This window comes from uncultured Ruminococcus sp., from assembly GCF_934476685.1.
In the GTDB taxonomy this organism is placed as follows: Bacteria; Bacillota; Clostridia; order Oscillospirales; family Ruminococcaceae; genus Hominimerdicola.
In genome coordinates this window covers 1-21,254 of sequence record NZ_CAKSNX010000001.1, presented here as the reverse complement: position 1 = coordinate 21,254, position 21,254 = coordinate 1, and the positions used below count along the sequence as shown (strand labels likewise).

The following is a 21,254-nucleotide window of genomic DNA, read 5'->3' as shown; positions in this document are numbered from 1 at the left end:
CTTAACTAAAAAAATAATATAGGAGGTTGGTTTTATGAAAAAACGATTGTTGAGTCTTGTCACCGGTTTGATAATGGCACTGAGTACATCAGCAGCTATGTCAGGTATCACAGCTGACGCAGCGGGTTCGATATACTGGCCTGTTCCGGGTCATACAAGACTGAGTCAGGGTATGCATAATGGAAATGCGATAGATATAAGCGACGGCTCTATCGGCGGAGCAGATGTTATCGCTGCTTGCGGCGGCACTGTCGTTACGATCTATCTTTGTCCCGATCAGCATTACCCGTATGAGAATGATTGTCACGGATTTGGTACTGGACTGGTAATCAACGGTGATGACGGCAGAGTTTATCAGTACGCCCATATGCAGGCAAACAGTGTGCCGAGCGAGGTGCATTACGGTGCATATGTAAGTGCAGGACAAAAAATAGGAAAGGTCGGAACTACTGGAAACTCGACAGGAAATCACCTGCATTTTGGTATTTCATACGGCAAGTATTGGTATGAAAGTGGTATAGACCCTGAAAAAGAGAGCTACATCTATACATCGGCTCATACACACAGCTATTCATCAGCTGTTACAACACAGCCGACTTGTACAGCGGCAGGTGTAAGAACATATACCTGCTCCTGCGGTAGTTCTTATACAGAAACTATACCTGCAAAAGGACATTCATATGTAAATAAAGTTGTTGCACCGACAACAACTGAAAAGGGCTATACTATTCATACCTGTTCAGTCTGCGGAAACAGCTATAAGGACACATATGTTGATCCGCCGAAGAAAAATGATGACGGCTGGTATTACTGCGATAATCTGCCGACAGGAATTTCTTCCGATAAGTATACGATACAGTACAACAACTATTATGAAAAGATACAGACTACTTCGCCTGGCTCAGACTGGACGAATGCAGGCACAGTAAAGACCGAATGGCAGAATTCAGGCAGTCAGTATAAAAGTGCTTATGACCTTACAACATCTGATTCAAGAATACTTGTAAGCTCTATCTATTACCACTTCTGCGGTCCGAAAGCAGGCAACGAGGCAAATTATGAGCAGTCGGGAAATTTTGTTCATTATGACTGGATAGCCGCAGACAGAGTAGTTTCGACATATCTCGGCGATGATAACGGACATCCGTATTACTTTATTAATTGGCCGGGCGGAAATCAGATCTATTGTGCGACTAACGTTACTTGTGACGGTACATATGGTTCTCATTCAGCAAGATCAAGAGCATGGTATAAAGAAAATACATATCAGGACAGAGTCAAGGTAGTATCAAACAAGTATACTAAAAACAGCGGCTGGGTAACATCGAAGGATTCGGGAGCAAGTTCAGTAAAGATCAGATATAAGCTCAAGGAATGCACCCACAGTTTTTCTGAATGGAAAGTAACAACACCTGCGACCTGTACTCAGGAAGGTATAAAGACAAGAACCTGCAGTATCTGCGGTGCTGCTGAAACTGCAAAGGTAAGCAAAACACAGCACAGCTATACAACAAAGGTCGTAGCGGCAACAGCTGACGCAAAGGGTTATACCCTGCATACCTGCTCAGTCTGCGGTGACAGCTATAAGGATAATTATACCGATTATGTATCAACTGCTCCGCAGATAAAGGTCGCTTCAAGGACCTGTGCCGCAGGCGATAGCATAAAGGTACAGATCTATCTTGAAAACAACCCCGGAATAATCAGTATAAGACTTAATGCAGAATATGATTCAGATGTGCTTACTCTGGAAAGCGCCTCGGCAGGCAGCTTTGAGGACGTGACCTTCGGTCCTACAAATAAAGATCCTTTCACTATCCTGTGGAGTGACTCTATACACGGAAACAACAGCACCAACGGTATTCTGGCAGAACTCACCTTTAAGGTGAAGGATGATGCTCCTGAGGGAAATTACCCTATAACAGTTTCTTATGACAAGGAAGAGATCTTTGATGAGAACTTCAAGAACGTAGAGTTTACTACTGTAAATGGTTCTGTAACTGTTTCATCAGCTATACCAGGTGATATAAACGGTGACGGAAAGGTGAATATGAAGGATTATGCTCAGCTCCAGCGTTATCTCAATAACTGGGACGTAGCAATAGAAGAAAGCGCAGCCGATGTAAACAAGGACGGCAAAATAAATATGAAAGATTACGCATTACTTCAGCAGTATCTTAACGGCTGGGATGTTGTACTCAAATAAATCAATATATGGAGGATGAACGAAATGAAAAAAACATTATCGGCGGTAATGACAGCGTCATTGCTGCTGGCAAACAGTTGTGCATTGCCTGTATTTGCAGAGGGAGAGCCTAGCTTTTCTGTTTCAAATGCAAAGGGCAAAGCAGGAGAAGAAGTGACCATATCGATCGATATCTCAAACAACCCCGGAATTATCTCCTGCCTCGTTAAGGCAGAATATGATTCTGAGGCGCTTACGCTGAAAAACGCAAGCGTAAAGGATTTTGAGGCAGCGACTTTTGGTCCGCTCAACAAAGATCCATTTACTATTTCATGGGGCGACGCTATTCACGGAGATAATACCACGAACGGAACGCTTGCCGAGCTTACATTCACTATCAATGACGACGCTGAGGCTGGTACATACCCTATAAGCTTATCATATGATGAGGATGATGTTTTCAACACATCTTTCGACAACGTTGATTTTTCTACTGTTGACGGCTGGGTAACAGTTGAAACAACTGTGGTATCAGTAGAGGGGATAACAGTTTCACCTGCTGAGAAAACTCTGAAAGCTGAGGGCGAAAGCTTTACATTAGTTCCAAGCGTAACACCTGCGAATGCGACAAATAAAAATGTTTCATTCATCAGCAGCGATCCGTCGGTTGCTGTTGTAGATGTAAACGGTAAGGTCACAGCAGTTGCAAACGGAACAGCCGTTATCACAGCTAAGACTGAGGACGGCGGAAAAACTGCTGATTGTACAGTTACGGTAGATATACCTCATGTACATACCATGAAGAAGATCGCCGCTAAGGCATCTACCTGCACGAAGAAGGGCAACAATGAATATTATGTTTGCGAAGATTGCGGAAAGTATTTCAAGGATGAGAATGGCGTAACTGAAACTACACCTGAAAACGAGTCACTTCCGCTTGCAAAGCATAAGGGCGGCAAAGCAACTTGTACAGAAAAGGCAGTTTGCGAGGTTTGCGGCAACGAATACGGTGAACTTGCAGATCACAAGTTTACAGCTGAAAATACTGATACAAAGTACCTCAGCACAGAAGCAGACTGCACTCATAAAGCAGTTTACTATTACAGCTGTGAGGTTTGCGGCGCAGCAGGCACAGAAACCTTTGAATATGGCGAAGTAGACCCTGACAACCATTCTGGCAACGTTAAGATAGTTGGTCAGAAAGAGGCTACTTGTCAGGAAGAGGGATACACAGGCGATACAGTATGCACAGACTGTAATGCAGTAATAATCAAGGGCGAAGTTATCCCTGTCGGCGGACATACACCTTCTGATGTATGGTCAACAGACAGCGAGAGCCATTGGAAAGAGTGTACATTCGGCTGCGGCAACATAATTGATAAATCCGCACATGAGGGCGGTACAGCAACTTGTCACTCAAAGGCAGTTTGTGCAGTATGCGGAGTTGAATACGGCGAGCTTGATCCTGATAACCATGACGGAAAGACAGAGATCAGAGATGCAGTTGCTGCAACTACCACATCTGAGGGTTACACAGGAGATACATATTGTCTTGGCTGCGGTGAAAAGATCGCAGACGGCAAGGTCATCGAAAAGCTGGATCATGAACATATCATCAAGAAGGTAGAGGCAAAGGCTGCAACAGCCACCGAGGACGGAAATATCGAATACTACACCTGTGAGAACTGCGGAAAGCTCTATAAGGACGCTGAAGGCCTTTATGAGATAACTGCGGCTGATGTAGTTATAAAGGCTTACGGCAGCGACAGCAGCACTTCTGATAATTCAAGCACAAGCACATCAAGTTCTGACAACAAGAGCAGTGCAGCATCATCTTCTAATGCATCAAGCAGCAAGAGCGAAAACAGCAATGCTTCAAATGCTAACCCTAATACAGGTGTTGGTTCAGCAGCAATGGCAGCAGGTGTAATGGCACTCGGCGCACTTGTTGTTGCAAAGAAGAAAAAGTAATAAGTGATTAAATAATAGTAAAAAAGTAATTTAATGAAACGAAAAGGCGACATTGGTTTTTACCGCTGTCGCTTTTTCTTAATATAGGTGATAAAATGAAAGACAAGATAAAAAAGATTTTTGGCAGCAAGGTGATCGTGGTCGCAGCACTTTGTATACTGGCTGCGGTCATAGCTGTTGTGATATGGAATAATTCCGATACAGGCGAGGACAGCAGGTCAAGTCCGCTGGAGGGAGTCTGGGTATATGATGAAAGCACAAAGTATGAGTTTGATAAAGACGGCAGAGGCGCAATGTTCATTGGAAAGACCGAATACAGCTATTCCTTTAAGATCAAGGGCAGTAAGCTCAGAATAGATTTTGATAATGATGCTGTCCATGATGCGACCTATGATTTTTCCGTAAAAGGTGATAAGCTGACATTGGTCGGCGGAGAGGGAACGATAGGCGGCGAATATGAACTGACAAAAGAAAGCTGACCCCTCACATCGCACAATCCAATATCATCATCAGCACAAATCCAAGGGCGAAAACTATCGTGCCTGTGTTTGAATGGGGTTCTTCCGACATTTCGGGGATAAGTTCCTCCACAACAACATATATCATCGCACCTGCCGCAAAGCTCAGCAGATAAGGCAGGATAGGTATAACAAGTCCTGCGAGAAGTATGGTTAGGGCAGCGCCCACAGGTTCAACTATTCCAGAAAGGACTCCGTAGACAAAGGCTTTAGGCTTGCTTTCTCCCTCTGATCTCAGCGGCATTGAGATTATAGCCCCCTCAGGGAAATTCTGTATCGCAATGCCGAGAGTGAGCGCAAGAGCGCCGGTTGCTGTAATAGAGCTGTTTCCTGCCGCCCAGCCTGCATAAACTACACCGACAGCCATTCCCTCAGGAATGTTATGTAAAGTCACCGCAAGAACAAGCATTGTCGTCCTTTTAAGACTGCTTTTTCGTCCCTCAGGCTTGTCGGAATTCATATGCAGATGAGGAATGACCCTGTCAAGACCAAGCAGAAAGAATATGCCTGTGAGAAAACCCACAGCCGCAGGAATAAACGCAAGCCGCCCCATTTTAGATGACTGCTCCATAGCAGGGATAAGCAGGCTCCATACGCTTGCGGCAGTCATAACTCCTGCGGCAAAGCCTGTCAAAGCACGTCTTATCATTAAATTCAGATCTTTTTTCATAAAAAACACGCAGGCTGCGCCCAGCGATGTGCCGATGAAAGGTATAAGTATACCTCTTAATATAATATAATTCATTTTTTCTCCTTTTATCTGTTTATCTTAACTGAATAGTCAAGTTACATTTGGTTAGTTGTTACTAACTAAATATTATCACACAAATACCTGTTTGTCAACTGAAAAAAAGTACTGACTATGTATTGAAAATATATCCTGCCTGTGATATAATATATCTATATGTATGTTTTTATACTTTTAATTATTAAGGTAAAAGCAATGGAATAATTTGAATCGGAGATGACGAGATGACCGAAATTTTAGTCAGCAGTTCAGAAGCTATGCAAAATGTTTATACCCCTCTGCCTTTGAAGCTGCATCTTATTTTCTGTATAATAGCAACAGTGATATATCTTATACAGTTCTCAAGAAAGGGTTCAGCACATTATCTTGTTATAATGCTTGCTGTGGATCTGACTTTTGTAACGCAGATATGCACAAAGACGATAGTTATGAACTGCCTGTTCGGCGCAGAGATCATTCTGCTCATACTGGCGGCGGTATTGTCTTTCAGATTCAACAAAAAGCAGAAAGCTGCGTCAGCTAAACAAAAATAGAAATTGGAAAGTTTGGAAAGTAATAAAATGAAAATAGTGATACTTGATTCCGAAACAGTTTCCCGTGGGGGAGATGTTTCGCTGGACGGGATAGCCTCTCAGGGCGAATGTGAGGTGTACGGCTATACGCCAAATGACAGCGTTGCCGAAAAAATCGGAGATGCAGATGCTGTTATATGCAACAAATGCCTTATAACGGAAGAGGTTTTTGAAAAATGCCCGAATTTGAAATATGTGGGACTTTTCGCAACAGGCTATAATAATGTTGACCTTGATGCCGCTTCAAAACATGGTGCGGTGGTGTGCAACGTGCCTGCATATTCCACTGATTCTGTGGCTCAGCATACTTTTGCACTTATTTTAAATCACTTCAATAAGATAAGGGAATATGCCGATACTGTGGATAACGGCGACTGGGTGAACTATAAGCTGTTTACCTATTTCTATATCCCAACATATGAGCTTAAAGGAATGACCATAGGTATAATCGGCTATGGCGATATAGGCAGACGTGTGGCGGAGATAGCTGCTGTGTTCGGAATGAATGTGCTTGCTTATACACGCTCCCCCGAAAAGGTGAGCGGAGCTGCAAAGGCTGTGCCGCTTGACGAACTGCTGGAAAAGTCAGATGTTGTGACTATGCATTGTCCGCTGAATGACGGCACAAGGGAAATGATAAATAAGGACGCTCTTTCTAAAATGAAAAAGACCGCATACTTTGTCAACACCGCAAGGGGCGGAGTAATGAACGAGCAGGATCTTGCTGATGCTCTGAATAACGGAGTGATAGCAGGAGCGGGAATAGATGTCCTTACCCTTGAACCTATGAGAGAAGATTGCCCTCTGAGAAATGCAAAAAACTGCACCATTACACCACATATAGCCTGGGCACCTAAGCAGACAAGGGAAAGGCTGCTTGAAACGGTGGCTGAAAATCTCAGAAAATGGGCGGCAGGAACACCGCAGAACGTTGTTAATAAGTAATAAAGATCGTAAGCGAATCGAGGAAAGAAAATGAATTTGAAGGATAAAAAACGTATCGTAATAAAAGTGGGAACTTCTACTCTTACCCACAGAACAGGCAGACTGAATATAAGACGTGTTGAGGGACTTGTAAAAAATCTTGCTGATCTTCAGAATGCAGGTCATGAGATAATACTTGTTTCAAGCGGAGCGATCGGACTCGGTATGGCAAAGCTTGGACTTCGTGACAGACCAAAGGATACACCGTCAAAGCAGTGCTGTGCGGCTGTGGGACAGTGTGAGCTTATGTATCTGTATGACAACCTTTTTTCAAATTACAGCATAAATGTGGCTCAGATGCTGCTGACAAAATACATACTTCTTGAGGACAGAAGACAGAACGTGCAGAACGCTCTCGAAACGATCATAGCGCACGGCGTTATCCCCATAGTAAACGAAAATGATACTGTGGCTATTGATGAGCTGGAGCTTGAGGTGGGCGAGAACGATTCTCTTGCGGCAACCGTTGCGGAGATAGCAAAGGCTGATCTGCTCATCATAATGTCTGACATTGAGGGACTGTATGACAGCGATCCGAGAAAAAATCCTGACGCAAAGCTTATACCTGTGGTTGAGAAGATAGACGATAATATCAGAGAGCTTGCAGGCGGTGCAGGAACTACCCTCGGTACAGGCGGTATGATAACAAAGATCAATGCGGCAGAGATCGCAGTCAGAAACGGAATTGATATGATAATAATTAACGGCAAGAATCCGGACAACCTTTATTGGCTCTTTGAAAAGGGCGAGATGGGAACAATGTTCAAAGCCGAAAAGTAATATTTTGCAGGGAGGAAAAAACTATGAGCGATGTGCTTGAAAAGATCAAAACCAGAAGAAGTGTAAGAAAATTCAAACCCGATATGATCGACAGGGAAACTATCGACAAGATAATCGAGGCTGGCGAATACGCCGCAACGGGAATGAACAGGCAGTCGCCTATCATTATCGCCGTTACGAACAAGCAGCTGCGTGATAAGCTTTCTGCATGGAATGCAAGGATAATGGGAAAAAGCGAGGACACAGATCCTTTCTATGGCGCTCCCGTTGTGCTTATCGTGCTTGCTGACAAGTCAATGCCTACTCACGTCTATGACGGCAGCCTTGTAATGGGAAATCTTATGCTTGCGGCTCATGAGCTTGGCATAGGCAGCTGTTGGATACACCGTGCAAAAGAGGAATTTGAGAGCGAAGAGGGAAAGCAGCTTCTTAAAGACCTCGGCATAGAGGGTGATTATGAGGGAATAGGTCACTGCGTTCTCGGTTACGCTGACGGTGAATATCCTGCAACAAAGCCCAGAAAGGAAAACTGGGTATATTACGCCGAATAAAGATCATAAAGAGCTAAAGCTCTAAGATCTTAAAAATTTATTTTCCGAAAGGGGTAGAAAAATGGGTTATATAGATGTCCTCGGACAGAAGGCAAAGGCTTGCAAGGGTGAGATAGCTTTTGCATCTACATATCAGAAAAATGACGCTCTGCTGGAGATAGCGCATATCCTCCGCAGCAGCAAAGACGATATCATAAAGGCAAACGAAATAGACCTTGAAAACGGCAGAATGAGAAAGATGAGCGAATCTCTTCTCGACAGACTTGCGCTTAATGAAAAGCGTATAGAGAGTATGGCTTGCGCCTGTGAAAATCTTGCTAAGCTGGACGATCCTGTTGGCGAGGTAGTATCGGGTTCGACACGTCCGAACGGAATGAAGATCGAGAGAGTCAGAGTGCCTATGGGCGTTATAGGCATAATCTACGAGGCAAGACCTAACGTTACAGTAGATGCCGCTATACTTTGTCTTAAAAGCGGAAACGCAGTTATCCTCAGAGGCGGAAAGGAAGCAATAAATTCAAATAAAATGCTTGCCGACCTTATGAGAACGGCTGTAAAGAGATCAGGCTTTGATCCTGATATAATCCAGCTGGTGGAAGATACCGACAGAGGTATCGCAATAGATATGATGAAAGCAAACGAATATATCGACCTGCTTATCCCAAGAGGAGGAGCGCAGCTTATCAGAGCAGTCGTTCAGTCCGCAACTGTGCCTGTTATCGAAACAGGTACGGGAAACTGCCATGTTTATGTTGATTCAAGCGCAGATCTGAATATGGCTGTCGATATAGTTGACAATGGAAAAACTCAGCGTCCGTCGGTGTGCAATGCAGTGGAAAGTTGCCTTGTTCACAGAGATGTTGCGGAAGAGTTCCTGCCTAAGCTAAAGAGCAGACTTGACAAGCATAATGTTGAGATAAGAGGCTGTGAGATGACAGCGCAGATACTCGGCGCAGAAAACGTTGTTTCTGCCGATGAGGAGGATTACGCAACGGAGTTCCTTGACTACATTATCTCAATAAAAGTGGTCGATGATATGGCTGAGGCACTTGAACATATCGGAAAATACTCTACAGGACATTCAGAATGTATAGTTACCGAAAGTCTTTTTGCTGCGCAGGAATTCCAGAAGAGAGTTGACGCAGCGGCAGTATATGTAAACTGCTCCACAAGATTTACCGACGGCGAAATGTTCGGCCTTGGAGCAGAAATAGGAATTTCCACACAGAAACTCCACGCAAGAGGACCAATGGGACTTAAAGAAATGACCACCACAAAGTATCTTATCAGCGGAAACGGACAGATAAGAGAGTAAAAATAATAAAAAATCATAATCAGAAACGGCTGACATACGATATCTTCGTATGCCAGCCGTTTTATTTATATCTATATCATCTTTTGTTCTTTCGCCTGTTTTCTATTTATCTTTTATCTCATATCTCAGCAGGCGAGGCTTGCTTTGAATTTAAGGGAGATCTTGTCTGTGATAAGGGCGATAAATTCGCTGTTTGTGGGTTTGCCCTTGCCTGTGTTTATGGTGTAACCGAAAAAGCTGTTGAGGGTGTCGATATCTCCCCTGTCCCATGCTATCTCAATGGCATGGCGGATAGCTCTTTCCACTCTGGAGGGAGTAGTTGCGAATTTTTTTGCCACCGCAGGATACAATAGCTTTGTAACGCTTTCAAGCATTTCCTTATCATTCACGCAGCAGATTATTGCTTCCCTCAGATAATGATAACCCTTGATGTGCGCCGGAACGCCTATCTGGTGGATTATGTCCGTCACGATTATTTCAAGATTTGGACTATGCCCCGATCTGCGCCTTGTGAAATCCGCATCTGCGGTTATGTCGGTGTCTATATCAAGCATCGCCTTTATGCGCTCGCCAAGTATCTTGATGTCAAAAGGCTTTAGCATAAAATATGATGCACCTGCGTTCATGACCTGAGTTTCGATAAATGCATTCTCATAGGGACTTGTAATAATGAAAAGCGGCTTGTTTGTGAGCTGTGCAGACTTTCTGATAAGCTCGATAGCGTCAAGCCCAGGCATAACTGCGTCAGCTATAACAACGTCAGGCTGCTCATTTTTTATTGCGTCATATATCACCATTCCGTCTTTCTGCCTTGTGATAACAAAGAAGCCAAGACTTCTCAGTGATGATGCGCAGGATACCCCGTACTGTGCTGTGTCGTCGCCTATAAGGATCTTTATTTTATTTGTCATTTTTTATTCCTCCGTAAATTATGTCTTGAATTGCAATAAAAATTACAACTTTTTTGTTTTTTGAATATTTGCATCAAAAATTATACCCACGGGTCAGAAACGCTTAAGCTTTGTTTTTACTTTCTATATCTTAACACACTTATTCGTAAAATGCAATAAGTTTTTATGAAAAATGTCAAGAAATTTGCGACTAAATAATGCATATTGCACAATATATTGCTATAAAATAGTTCTAAACAGCAAATTATCTGATGATTATTTCAAATTCGTCATAAAAACCTTTCCTGCTTTGGCAATTTGCCGGTTTAACGGGATAAAGCGGGAAAATTGTCGGTTTTGATGAAAATTTGAAGCTTTAGGGATTAAGATGTTCGTTTAGCTTGCGTTTTCGGAAGAATTTTCGGAACTTTCGGCTATCTCCTGACTTCTGCTGTACATTTCGTCGGCGAAAATGCCGTAGCCGTGCTGAGGATCGTCAATAAAAACGTGAGTAACAGCGCCTACCAGCCTGCCGTTCTGTATTATCGGCGAACCGCTCATGCCTTGAACTATGCCGCCTGTCTTTTCAAGCAGGTCTGTATCTGTTATCTTTACCACCATATCGTGTTCAGAGCCGCCTGCCAGATTTATTTGTTCGATTAGGATATCGTAGCTTTCAGGCTCTTTTCCGTCTATGGAGCAGAGAATTTTGGCTTTTCCTTTCTTTATCTCCTGCCTGAAACCAAGCTCAACAGGTTCGGCGGCGGAGGGGTTTTTGTCCAAGCTGCCGTATACACCGTCCTCGCAGTTGAGATTTATGCTGCCAAGGTTTTCGCTGCCCGAAAACTCACCTAAAAGCTGCCCTGGCTTGCCCTTGTCCGACTGCACAAGACCGGTGATATTCACTTTTCCCACAAGTCCTGCGGAAAGCGGCAGCATCTCTTTTGTGTCGGAGTCGCAAACAGGGTGTCCAAGACCTCCGAAAGTGCCGTTCTGAGCGTCATAAAAAGTGAGCGTTCCGATGCCTGCGGAAGAATCCCTTACCCACATTCCTGCTTTGTATGCGCCGTTTGAATATACAGGCGTAAGGTCAACAGTCTGTTCTTTTCCGCTGCGTCTGAGCAGAACGCTGCACTTTTCACCGTCGGAATTTCTTATGATCGAGGAGACCTCAGCGTTGGAGCTGACCTTTTTTCCGTCAATGGAGATGATGATGTCGCCCTCTTTAATGCCGCAGCTTTTCGCAGGGCAGCCGCCCTCAACTCTTGAAAAGTCCACCACCATAACTCCGTCTGTCAGAAGCTTTATTCCGAAAGCTTGTCCGCATGGAACAAGTGAGGGGCGGTCGATAGACGTTGACGTGACATTTTTTATAGGTACAGAGCCGAAAAGCATAAGTGTGCTTTCTGTCGTTTTGGACGCTCTTGCAGAAGTGTCCGTCAGCGCTACTGTGTACTTGCTCTCGCAAGGCTTTGCCGATATTGAGAAGGCAGAATTTATCATTAAATTTTCCCCCTTTGAGATAAAGTAACTGTTTGGCAGCGCAGTTTTGTAAAAGCCTGCTATGCTCACCGCCGAGATCATAAGCGTTCCGCTAAGCACCGCAAAACGCTTTATAACAGCGGACAAAGCAGATGACAGGTCAGACCGAGATAAATTTTTCATCTGATATTTTTTCCTTTCTGAATTTTGAATTTAATAAATTTGGAGCAGTTTTTCCTTGCAGATATATTGTTGACATATGGACAGGTTTAATTCAGTTTGAAAAGCAAGTATAATTTGCATTGGAATTTCGGGAAATTTAGCTGATTTTTTTATTCCATAAAATTTTTCGGCAAATTATCATTGATATTTGAATGAAGCTGTGCTATAATATCTTTATGCTTGTTTTCGGGCTGTGCCGCATGATATTTATGTGGTGATGCCTTTATTATTTTAATACATAAAAGAGGTTTATTATGTCAAAAAAAGACAGACTAAAAGCGCAGAAAGCTAAACAGGATATATTGAAAAAAGAGGCAGAAGAACAGGAGCGTCTTGAAGCGGAAGAGGCAAAGCTGAAACAGAGCAAAGCCGCTAAAAAGATGATGAAAAAGGCAAAGCGCAAGGGCAGAGAACCTGTGTTTTACCTTATCCTCAAGATACTTATGATAGTGCCTTTTGCATATTCGGGATTTTTCTACGGCGGAGTGCTTGTGCTTGGTGTGTTCGGAAAATATATCACACCTCAGCCGCCTAAGTGGGTAGGCTGGTGTGCGGCGGCAGGAATAGTGCTTATCCTTGCGGGAATAATCATTGCATTCCTAAAAAAATATCTTGTATCGTTCATCGTCACCTGTGTGGGTACGGGGGTATTCCTTAAAGCTCCTCAGTATATGATAGGGAAGATACAGAATATCCTTGAAAATTACACGGTAGATGAATCTTATCTCGATATGGACAAGCAGTATATGCAGTATTATTACCCTATAATCTGCACAGCTGTCATATCGCTTATACTGCTTATATTCGCTGTTATAAGAAAGATACGGGATAAAAAGCAGGCTCAGCATCAGAAGGATACAGCGCCTGTTGAAAGCATCGTTTCAGAGGACTGATACAGAGCAACAGAGCGGTTTATTGATTTGCATATTAAAAGGTCGGGAAAGCATTGTTCCCGATCTTTTTTGTTTAAGATCTTTATAAACTTTTTTATTTGTGCATAGTGCCTTATAATATAATGAATTTTTGTTGTATAGTTTTGCCTGAATTTTGTTGACCTGTTTTTGCAGACGTGGTATAATAAAAGATACAGATTTTGTCGGAACAAATGTCAAATATTCTGACAAAAATAAAATATTAAGGAGAAAATAAAGTGGTTTTTGCAGATCTGTTTTTTCTGTATTTCTTTCTGCCTGTTTGTCTGATCTGTTATTTTATAACAAGAAAGCTTCAGATAAGGAATGCAGTGCTTATAGTATTTTCGCTTATATTCTATGCGTGGGGCGAACCTGTATGGGTATCCATACTTCTTGTGTCCTCAGTCGTGGATTATATAAACGGCAGGGTGGTCGGGAAATATAAGGATAAATGGCAGGCTAAATGCGCTCTTGCCTTTTCGCTCATATTCAATCTCGGCGTGCTGTTCGGGTTTAAGTATACGGGATTTTTTGTTGAGAACATCAATGCTCTTACGGGACTTTCCATACCTGTGCCGAACATAAAACTGCCGATAGGCATATCATTCTATACATTCCAGACTATCTCATATACAGTTGACTGCTATTGGGGAAAAGTCAAGCCGCAGAAAAATTTCGCAAAATTCCTTATGTACGTTTCCCTCTTCCCGCAGCTTGTGGCAGGACCTATCGTCAGATATGCGGATATAGCTCAGGAGATAGATGACAGAAAAACTACTATCAAAGATTTTTCGGACGGTATGTCAAGAATGATCCTCGGACTTGCAAAAAAAGTCATTATTGCAAACAATCTCAGTACAATAGTTACTTCACTTTTCGGCAGCGCAGACAACGGCTATGAAAACATCGCTTCCCTGTCGGTGGCTGGAACATGGTACGGAGCGGTACTGGTGGGACTATGGTATTATTTCGATTTTTCGGGCTATTCCGATATAGCTATCGGTCTGGGCAGGATATTCGGTTTTCACTTCAATGAAAACTTCCGCTATCCGTTCATATGCAAGTCTATTTCAGAATTCTGGCAGAGGTGGCATATCTCCCTCAGCTCGTTTTTCAGAGATTATGTTCTCTACCTGCCTATATTCGGCAAAAGAAGAAAATACGGCGGACTTTTCCTTGTATGGTTCTGTACAGGACTTTGGCACGGCGCAAGCTGGAATTTTATCATATGGGGGCTTTACTACGGCGTGTTTATCTGCATAGAAATGATGATAGGCAAAAAGCGTATGAAAAAAATGCCGTCCGCCCTTGCACATATCTATACAAAGCTTGTGATCTTCTTAGGCTTCGGCATATTCTATTTTGAAAGCCTGCCTGCGCTGGGAAAATTCTTCAAGGCGCTTGTGGGAGCAAATTCAAACCCTCTCGGCGATACATATACCCTGCATATCTTTATGAACAACATATGGCTTTTCATTGCCGCAATAGTTTTCAGTATGCCGATAATCCCGAAGATAAAGGAAAAGGCTGTCGCCGCAAAGAACAGCGGCGGAGCATATGCGATACAGACCGCAGGCATAGTCGGCAACGCTGTGCTGCTTATCGTCAGCAGCATACTTCTTGTAAATACAACAAACAATCCGTTTCTGTATTTCAGATTCTGATTTAGGAGGAGAAACAGATGTATACTCCAAAGGGCTATAAGCCTGAAAAAGAGAGTTCACCCGAACATGACAGAATAGTAGAAAAAATAAAGGAAAGGCACAGAACACTCAGCCACAGCGTATGGACGGACGAACCTGTCCTGAAACCGAAAAAAAGCGTGTGGTTAGATGATGAGGAAGATATCCAGCCAAAGGCGAAACCGGCTCCGGCTTATTCTGTGCCAAAAGAGCCTGTTAAAAGGGCAGAGCCGCCAAAGCCTGTCGTAAATGAGCCGCCGCTTATGAATGATACCCTTAAACAGCCTTACAAGCCGATCATACCTATAACAGAGGAAAAGCAGCCTGTAAAGAAAAAGGAATTTATGATGAGCTTTTCTGACGGCGAGGTGCTTGATGTTGAGGAAACGCCCATAAAAAGGAAACGTCAGGTAACAATGAGTATCCCTCTGCATCATGAGGAAAAAACGTCTGCACCTGTAAAAAACACTGCGGCAGAGAAAACAGACAGATCAGAGCGAACAGAGAGAAAACAGCCGAAAAATAGCACATCAAAGCGTACTGTTGCAATAAGTATGCCGCTGTCAAAGCAGATAAAAGAACCTAAGCTTGATGTAGAAGTAAGATCCTCTGCAAAAACGGAACAGGTGAAAAAGGCTGAAAAAATCGAGCAAAATGAGAAAGCTGAAAAACTTCCCCGAAATGCAGATACAAAATCAAAAACTGAAAAGTCTGAGAATTCCGAGAAAGTAAAAAGCTATGAAAAAATAGTCAATGATGAAATGCCTGTCAGAAAAAAATCTGTCAGCGCAGATGATATACTTAATGACGCAGAGCTTTTCGGCGACAGAGTTTACGGCGGTGTAAAGAAAAGATCGCACCACGTTGATGATGACGAGATAGACCGCATAATAAGCGAGGTAACGGCAGAATTCAGCGCAGTAAAGGCAAAAGGCACAGAGATAGCGGATATAGACAAATATGATGCGGCAGTAAAAGCTAAGCCTGCTGCGGAAACGAAAAAAGTCAGTAAGGCAATATCTCCGGAAAAAGCCGCAAAAGCTGAAAAAATAGCAAAGGCAGTTTCGGACACATCAAAAGCACAGACCGCAAAGCCTGTTATAAAAGCAGAGAAAGAGGACTCCGAAAGCAAAAAGGAAAGCGCTGAAAAGGAGGAAACTCCCTCAGAACCTGTAAAAAAGACATCAGAACCAAAAGAACAGAAAACGCAGAAAGAACCAAAAGAATCCAAAGAACGTAAAGACCGAAAGGTGCTGAAAAAGCAGGAAAAGCCGAAACATCACGAAACTGAGTTCGGGTTTATAAACTGCATCTGTACCCTTGGGATAATCTTTGCGGTGTTCGTTTCGCTGCTGGTTATGAAGCGTGAAAGCGGCTTTATAGATTCTGAAAACAGAAATCTTGCCGAGTTCCCGAAATTTTCGCTGTCCTCCTATTTTTCGGGGGATCTTACAAGCGGGATAACTGATTATTTCACCGACACTATACCCGGCAGAGAAACCCTTAAAAAATTCTGTGCAGGCTTTACAAGCCACCTCGGAGTAACTCTTGATGATACAGTTATCTCTGGAAACCATAAAACTGTGGAAAAGGAAGAGCTTGATAAGGACAAGATAGCGACCACCACCACGGTCACAGCCTTTACGGGAAAGGCAGACGAGAAGGATCCGTCTGCCGCGCAGACGCACAAAAAGAGCGATGAATCTATTGCCGAACTTCCCGACGATATGGACGACGGTCAATTTATGGGCGATGTTATCGTAAGCGGAAAAGGCGAAAATGTCAGAGCAATGAGCGCATACTACGGCACATTTGACGTTGGAACAAGGTATGCTCAGACCATAAACAAGTGGAAAGAGGAAATGCCCGACATCAACGTGTATAATATGACTATACCGACTTCTGGAGCATATTATATGCCGAAGAGCCTTAAAGACACCGTTTCAGATCAGAAGGATAATATCGACAACATTGCGGCGAGCCTCAGCGGCATAATCAACGTTGACGTTTTCGATAATATCGGCGAGCATACGGACGAATACATATATTCAAGAACGGATCATCACTGGCAGCCTCTCGGCGCATACTATGCGGCGCAGGTCTTTGCTGAAAAATCGGGAATAAAATTCCCTGAGCTTGATACATATGAGGAGTGCAAGATAGATAATTTTGTCGGCACGATGTATGCATACAGCAACTATAACAGCGAGCTTGAAAAGTACCCCGATACTTTTATCTACTATAAGCCTGACAATGAGTATTCTGTAACGTATTATGATACAAGTTTTCAGAATGCTCAGAGCGGGGATCTTTTCTTCGACTATGCAGAGGGCGTAAACTGCTATTCCGCTATACTCAATGTGGATAATGAGATAGCAGAGATCACGACTGACTGCGATAACGGCAGAGTGCTTGTTATATTTAAGGATAGCTTCGGCAACGCTCTTGTTCCGTTCCTTACTCACGGTTTCTCAAAGATCTATGTCTGCGATCTGAGATACTTTGACCTTAATGCAGTAGACTTCTGCCGCTATGTGGGCTGTACAGATCTTCTTTTTGCAGTTTCCATAACGTCCTGCTCAACGCCAACGCATATAGATGCAATAAATAATGACAGGATACAGGAAAGCTCATGGAACTTTAACGGCGCAGCCGATTACAAGAGTGAGGAAGGACCCGAAGAGCAGGAGGATAACGCTCAGTCCGAAACCAGCGGTGAATAGAAACAACAGAGAATAAAAGGAAAACGGCAAATGAAAGAACTTGAATACCCATTTGACAGCGGGTACATAATGAAAAAGAAAAGATCCCTCAGAAAACAGCTGCTTGCAGAACTTGATAAAAGCGAAAATTCTGGCGGCACTATAAGCAAGAGGATAGCCGTTCTGGGGGGATCAACAACGGCGGATATAGTCAGCGTACTGGAGCTTTTTCTCCTTGATGCAGGGATAAAATGTGAGTTCTATCAGTCCGAATACGGTATGTACTGGCAGGACGCTGTGTTCGGCAATGAGGAGCTTGACGCTTTTCACCCCGACATTATCTATATACATACAAGTTTCCGCAACCTTGAATTTCTGCCCGAACCGAATATGACGGAAGAGCAGGTAGAAAGCGGCTATCAGTCGGAAATGTCACGCTTTTGTCAGATGTGGGACAGCATAGAAAAGAAATACGGCTGCCCCGTAATTCAGAACAACTTTGAACAGCCTTATTTCAGACTTTTGGGCAACAGCGACGCAAGCGATTTCAGAGGACGTGTAAACTTCGTCAGCCGTATAAATACAGGCTTTTACAGCGAGATACGCAGGAGAAAAAATCTCTATCTCAACGATATAAACTGGTTATCTTCAATGTACGGACTTGAAAAGTGGTCATCACCCGAATACTGGTATATGTACAAATACAGCCTTAATATCTCGGCTATCCCTGACCTTTGCTATCAGACAGCATCAATAATACGCTCTCTTTTCGGCAGAACCAGCAAGGCGCTTGCACTTGACCTTGACAATACGCTGTGGGGAGGTATAGTTGGTGATGACGGCGCAGAGAATATCATTATCGGGCAGGAAAGTGCAGAGGCAATGGCTTTCAGCGAGTGGCAAAAGTATCTTAAATCACTGAAAAGCATTGGCGTTCTGCTGACGGTATGCTCAAAGAACGAAGAGGAAAATGCCCTTGCAGGACTTGAACACCCTGAAGGTACGCTCAGACCTGATGATTTTACAGTCATAAAAGCAAACTGGGAGCCAAAGGACAGGAATATTATCAGCTCGGCGCAGGAGATAAACATTATGCCCGACGCATTTGTTTTTGCGGACGATAATCCTGCTGAAAGGGAGATAGTGAGAAGTCAGATCAAAGGTGTGAAAGTCCCTGAGATCGGCGAGGTAACTGATTATATAAGGGTCATAGACCGCAGTGAATTTTTTGAAGTTACGGCTTTGTCGGAGGACGACCTTAAACGAAATGATATGTACAAAGCCAACGCAATGAGGTACAATGCAAGCAGACAGTTTGAAAACTATGAAGATTATCTGCAAAGTCTTGAAATGCAGGCTGAGATAAAGCCTTTTGCCCCTGTGTATTATCAGCGGATAGCACAGCTGACGAACAAGAGCAATCAGTTCAACCTCACCACAAGAAGATATACCCCAGCCGAAATAGAAACGTTTGCGCAGTCGGACAAGTTTATCACACTTTATGGAAAACTGACCGACAAGTTCGGTGACAACGGGGTAGTTTCGGTGGTTATCGGCGAAAAGACAGGGGAAAACCTCAATACGCTTGATATAAAGCTGTGGCTTATGTCATGCCGTGTGCTGAAAAGAGATATGGAGCTTGCCATGCTTGACAGCCTTGTGAAAGAGGCAAAGGCGCAGGGGATCTCCGCCCTTGTGGGAACATTTATCCCTACGGCGAAAAACAAAATGGTAAAAGATCTGTACGAACAGACCTTCGGCTTTTCGCCACTTGACAGCAATGCAGACGGCGAAACACGCTGGATGCTCTGCCTTGATGATTATGCAAACAAGAATAAAGTCATAAAGATAAATATGTAAATTTATGAAAGGAAAAGAAAAATGCTTAGTGATAACGAGATAATAAAAAGACTTACAGCGGTTTTTCAAGATGTTTTTGATGATGATACGCTGGTGATAACGGCTGAAACTACTGCGGACGATATAGAGGACTGGGACTCTATCGAGCATATCACCCTTATCGGCGCAGTTGAGGACGAGTTCGGTATGCGCTTTAAAATGGGCGAGGTATCGGGAATGAATGATGTGGGCGAGATGATAGACATTATCCGCAGCAGAGGAAAATAAGAAAGTAAGCAAAAAATAAAAGCATAACAGCTGATAATTTCAAGCTGTTATGCTTTTTGCATTTCTACCTGTTTCACAAATAGTGCGGTGAAATGCCGCTTTGATATGTGCAGATTTTATTTTAAGACTTAAAAATGAGAAAATCTGACTTTGATTCTATGTTATATCATATAAATAGCTCAACATAAACGTTGGACGTATTATAGATAATAAACAAAGTGCTGTTTTTGACCTGCTGTTCCGTTCAGATTTGCAAAATCCGAGCAGAAAGGGTAAAATAAGAAGATAAAATAAATTGAATCAAAGAACAGAGGTCATTTTTATGTCATCAACAGCAACAGTAAAAACTCAGGCGGCGAAAACACGTCTTTTAGCATTATCGGGACTTTTTGCGGCAATGATATTCGTGCTTACCGCATATCTTCACATACCGACAGGCGCAGGCTATACACACGCAGGCGACGGTATGATATATCTTGCGGCTTGCCTTCTGCCAACACCATACGCAGTGTGTGCGTCTGCTTTAGGCGGAGCGCTTGCAGACGGTCTTACAGGCTTTATCATATGGGCGCCTGCGACTATAATCATCAAAGCCTGCACAGCACTTTTCTTCACAAACAAAAGCGAAAAGATAATCACACTCAGAAATATCCTCGGAATAATACCTTCACTTGCGCTCTGCGTAGTTGGTTACAGCCTTTATGAGGGTATATTTATGACAAAGGATTTCTCAACAGCTACCATAGTTGCTGCATTCGGTCAGACCCCGGCTTACTGCATACAGGTACTTGCGAGCACGATACTTTTTGTAGTATGCGGCATTGCACTTGACAAAATCAAGTTCAAGAGAAAGTTCGGGCTTTACAGCGAGTAAGATTTTTAGAGATCCGACTTTACAATGGACAAAGTAAGATCAAAACCGTAACACCATAGAAAAACTCCCTTTTCTGAAAATGAAAAGGGAGTTTTTGATATTTAATATTTATTATCTTTAGATAACGTAATTGTCAGCTGCGCTTTCAGATGCCGCCTTTGATTTTTCCACAAGCTCGGCAAGCGTTATGTTGTCCACAACATCGTTCACAGCGTCATATATTCTCTGCCATACGAAAAGGGTAGGACATTTGTCCTTTCTTTCGCATGGATTTATCTCAGGTTCAAGACAAACCACAGGGGCAAGACTTCCCTCTGTAAGTCGCAGTATCATTCCTACGGTGTATTTGTCAGGGGTGTCTGCAAGCTTGTATCCTCCGCCTGCACCACGCACACTTCTCACATATCCTGCACGGCTGAGTACAGAAATTATCTGTTCAAGATATTTGTCGCTTATATCCTGTCTTTCAGCTATTGCTTTTATCGGCACATAGCCGCTTTCGGAATGAAGGGCAAGATCTATCATCAATCTCAGCGCATATCTTCCTTTGGTAGATATTTTCATTTTTCAGCCTCCAATGTATCATATAGAAATAGTATGATTTAATTATACTACACTTTTTCACCATTGTCAACTATACATAGCGGAAAGTTATGAAACTGAAAATTGCAATATAAAATGTCACCAAAGTTCAGAAGGGAGATTTAGTAAAAGTGACGCTTCAAAAGGTGAAAGCC

General features: G+C 43.1%; 18 protein-coding genes. 14 read left to right on the top strand and 4 right to left on the bottom strand.

Translation table 11 applies throughout. The features are described from left to right. The first annotated feature begins 34 nt into the window (after positions 1 to 34). The 3 genes from Q0E19_RS00090 to Q0E19_RS00080 all read left to right on the top strand — a co-directional run bounded on the left by Q0E19_RS00090 (position 35) and on the right by Q0E19_RS00080 (position 4,635). On the top strand, positions 35 to 2,206 hold the full coding sequence (locus tag Q0E19_RS00090; RefSeq protein WP_294405899.1) for a dockerin type I domain-containing protein: 2,172 nt from the start codon (positions 35 to 37) through the stop codon (positions 2,204 to 2,206). A gap of 24 nt (positions 2,207 to 2,230) precedes the next feature. Next, entirely contained in the window at positions 2,231 to 4,156 is a 1,926-nt protein-coding gene (locus tag Q0E19_RS00085) for an Ig-like domain-containing protein (protein ID WP_294405896.1), read from the top strand. A gap of 95 nt (positions 4,157 to 4,251) precedes the next feature. Continuing rightward, positions 4,252 to 4,635 carry a DUF5640 domain-containing protein gene (locus tag Q0E19_RS00080; RefSeq protein WP_294405894.1) on the top strand — a complete coding sequence of 128 codons (384 nt, stop codon included), beginning with the start codon at positions 4,252 to 4,254 and terminating at the stop codon, positions 4,633 to 4,635. 4 nt (positions 4,636 to 4,639) lie between these two features. Here the strand turns inward: Q0E19_RS00080 and Q0E19_RS00075 are convergent, their stop codons facing one another. Further along, on the bottom strand, positions 4,640 to 5,419 hold the full coding sequence (locus tag Q0E19_RS00075) for a ZIP family metal transporter (RefSeq protein ID WP_294405892.1): 780 nt from the start codon (positions 5,417 to 5,419) through the stop codon (positions 4,640 to 4,642). Between the two features lie 227 nt (positions 5,420 to 5,646). Between Q0E19_RS00075 and Q0E19_RS00070 the strand changes: the two genes are divergently transcribed. The 5 genes from Q0E19_RS00070 (at position 5,647) to Q0E19_RS00050 (ending at position 9,624) form a co-directional block, all read left to right on the top strand. Continuing rightward, on the top strand, positions 5,647 to 5,955 hold the full coding sequence (locus Q0E19_RS00070; RefSeq protein WP_294405890.1) for a hypothetical protein: 309 nt from the start codon (positions 5,647 to 5,649) through the stop codon (positions 5,953 to 5,955). 27 nt (positions 5,956 to 5,982) lie between these two features. After that, complete coding sequence (locus Q0E19_RS00065) at positions 5,983 to 6,939, top strand: D-2-hydroxyacid dehydrogenase (protein WP_294405889.1); 957 nt, start codon at positions 5,983 to 5,985, stop codon at positions 6,937 to 6,939. A 30-nt stretch (positions 6,940 to 6,969) separates the two neighbouring features. Next, positions 6,970 to 7,758, top strand: a complete 789-nt coding sequence (gene proB, locus Q0E19_RS00060) for a glutamate 5-kinase (protein ID WP_294405886.1) — start codon at positions 6,970 to 6,972, stop codon at positions 7,756 to 7,758. Positions 7,759 to 7,781: 23 nt separating this feature from the next. Then, positions 7,782 to 8,309: a nitroreductase gene (locus Q0E19_RS00055; RefSeq protein WP_294405884.1), complete on the top strand. Its 528-nt coding sequence runs from the start codon at positions 7,782 to 7,784 to the stop codon at positions 8,307 to 8,309. Positions 8,310 to 8,370: 61 nt separating this feature from the next. Beyond that, the gene (locus Q0E19_RS00050; RefSeq protein ID WP_294405882.1) at positions 8,371 to 9,624 is read left to right on the top strand and encodes a glutamate-5-semialdehyde dehydrogenase; all 1,254 of its coding nucleotides are present in this window, start codon (positions 8,371 to 8,373) and stop codon (positions 9,622 to 9,624) included. 125 nt (positions 9,625 to 9,749) lie between these two features. Here the strand turns inward: Q0E19_RS00050 and spo0A are convergent, their stop codons facing one another. Both spo0A and spoIVB read right to left on the bottom strand, forming a co-directional pair. Further along, the gene (gene spo0A / locus Q0E19_RS00045) at positions 9,750 to 10,535 is read right to left on the bottom strand and encodes a sporulation transcription factor Spo0A (protein ID WP_294405880.1); all 786 of its coding nucleotides are present in this window, start codon (positions 10,533 to 10,535) and stop codon (positions 9,750 to 9,752) included. 375 nt (positions 10,536 to 10,910) lie between these two features. Next, positions 10,911 to 12,179, bottom strand: coding sequence for a SpoIVB peptidase (gene spoIVB, locus Q0E19_RS00040; RefSeq protein ID WP_294405878.1), 1,269 nt, complete (start codon positions 12,177 to 12,179; stop codon positions 10,911 to 10,913). 293 nt (positions 12,180 to 12,472) lie between these two features. Between spoIVB and Q0E19_RS00035 the strand changes: the two genes are divergently transcribed. The 6 genes from Q0E19_RS00035 to Q0E19_RS00010 all read left to right on the top strand — a co-directional run bounded on the left by Q0E19_RS00035 (position 12,473) and on the right by Q0E19_RS00010 (position 20,517). Next, complete coding sequence (locus tag Q0E19_RS00035) at positions 12,473 to 13,111, top strand: hypothetical protein (RefSeq protein WP_294405876.1); 639 nt, start codon at positions 12,473 to 12,475, stop codon at positions 13,109 to 13,111. A 257-nt stretch (positions 13,112 to 13,368) separates the two neighbouring features. Beyond that, complete coding sequence (locus Q0E19_RS00030; RefSeq protein WP_294405874.1) at positions 13,369 to 14,796, top strand: MBOAT family O-acyltransferase; 1,428 nt, start codon at positions 13,369 to 13,371, stop codon at positions 14,794 to 14,796. A 17-nt stretch (positions 14,797 to 14,813) separates the two neighbouring features. After that, on the top strand, positions 14,814 to 17,537 hold the full coding sequence (locus tag Q0E19_RS00025) for a DHHW family protein (RefSeq protein ID WP_294405872.1): 2,724 nt from the start codon (positions 14,814 to 14,816) through the stop codon (positions 17,535 to 17,537). A 30-nt stretch (positions 17,538 to 17,567) separates the two neighbouring features. Then, the gene (locus Q0E19_RS00020) at positions 17,568 to 19,376 is read left to right on the top strand and encodes an HAD-IIIC family phosphatase (RefSeq protein WP_294405870.1); all 1,809 of its coding nucleotides are present in this window, start codon (positions 17,568 to 17,570) and stop codon (positions 19,374 to 19,376) included. Between the two features lie 21 nt (positions 19,377 to 19,397). Further along, positions 19,398 to 19,643, top strand: coding sequence for an acyl carrier protein (locus tag Q0E19_RS00015; RefSeq protein ID WP_294405868.1), 246 nt, complete (start codon positions 19,398 to 19,400; stop codon positions 19,641 to 19,643). A gap of 322 nt (positions 19,644 to 19,965) precedes the next feature. Further along, the gene (locus Q0E19_RS00010) at positions 19,966 to 20,517 is read left to right on the top strand and encodes a TIGR04002 family protein (protein WP_294405866.1); all 552 of its coding nucleotides are present in this window, start codon (positions 19,966 to 19,968) and stop codon (positions 20,515 to 20,517) included. A 117-nt stretch (positions 20,518 to 20,634) separates the two neighbouring features. On the opposite strand, the gene Q0E19_RS00005 is transcribed toward Q0E19_RS00010, so the two are convergent. Further along, on the bottom strand, positions 20,635 to 21,081 hold the full coding sequence (locus tag Q0E19_RS00005; protein ID WP_294405863.1) for an Rrf2 family transcriptional regulator: 447 nt from the start codon (positions 21,079 to 21,081) through the stop codon (positions 20,635 to 20,637). Between the last annotated feature and the right edge of the window lie 173 nt (positions 21,082 to 21,254).

Excerpts from the sequence above, each read along its gene's own strand:
- Q0E19_RS00090 (WP_294405899.1), top strand. The coding sequence starts at position 35 with ATGAAAAAACGATTGTTGAGTCTTGTCACCGGTTTGATAATGGCACTG.
- Q0E19_RS00085 (WP_294405896.1), top strand. The coding sequence starts at position 2,231 with ATGAAAAAAACATTATCGGCGGTAATGACAGCGTCATTGCTGCTGGCA.
- Q0E19_RS00080 (WP_294405894.1), top strand. The coding sequence starts at position 4,252 with ATGAAAGACAAGATAAAAAAGATTTTTGGCAGCAAGGTGATCGTGGTC.
- Q0E19_RS00075 (WP_294405892.1), bottom strand. The coding sequence starts at position 5,419 with ATGAATTATATTATATTAAGAGGTATACTTATACCTTTCATCGGCACA.
- Q0E19_RS00070 (WP_294405890.1), top strand. The coding sequence starts at position 5,647 with ATGACCGAAATTTTAGTCAGCAGTTCAGAAGCTATGCAAAATGTTTAT.
- Q0E19_RS00065 (WP_294405889.1), top strand. The coding sequence starts at position 5,983 with ATGAAAATAGTGATACTTGATTCCGAAACAGTTTCCCGTGGGGGAGAT.
- proB (WP_294405886.1), top strand. The coding sequence starts at position 6,970 with ATGAATTTGAAGGATAAAAAACGTATCGTAATAAAAGTGGGAACTTCT.
- Q0E19_RS00055 (WP_294405884.1), top strand. The coding sequence starts at position 7,782 with ATGAGCGATGTGCTTGAAAAGATCAAAACCAGAAGAAGTGTAAGAAAA.
- Q0E19_RS00050 (WP_294405882.1), top strand. The coding sequence starts at position 8,371 with ATGGGTTATATAGATGTCCTCGGACAGAAGGCAAAGGCTTGCAAGGGT.
- spo0A (WP_294405880.1), bottom strand. The coding sequence starts at position 10,535 with ATGACAAATAAAATAAAGATCCTTATAGGCGACGACACAGCACAGTAC.
- spoIVB (WP_294405878.1), bottom strand. The coding sequence starts at position 12,179 with ATGAAAAATTTATCTCGGTCTGACCTGTCATCTGCTTTGTCCGCTGTT.
- Q0E19_RS00035 (WP_294405876.1), top strand. The coding sequence starts at position 12,473 with ATGTCAAAAAAAGACAGACTAAAAGCGCAGAAAGCTAAACAGGATATA.
- Q0E19_RS00025 (WP_294405872.1), top strand. The coding sequence starts at position 14,814 with ATGTATACTCCAAAGGGCTATAAGCCTGAAAAAGAGAGTTCACCCGAA.
- Q0E19_RS00020 (WP_294405870.1), top strand. The coding sequence starts at position 17,568 with ATGAAAGAACTTGAATACCCATTTGACAGCGGGTACATAATGAAAAAG.
- Q0E19_RS00015 (WP_294405868.1), top strand. The coding sequence starts at position 19,398 with ATGCTTAGTGATAACGAGATAATAAAAAGACTTACAGCGGTTTTTCAA.
- Q0E19_RS00010 (WP_294405866.1), top strand. The coding sequence starts at position 19,966 with ATGTCATCAACAGCAACAGTAAAAACTCAGGCGGCGAAAACACGTCTT.
- Q0E19_RS00005 (WP_294405863.1), bottom strand. The coding sequence starts at position 21,081 with ATGAAAATATCTACCAAAGGAAGATATGCGCTGAGATTGATGATAGAT.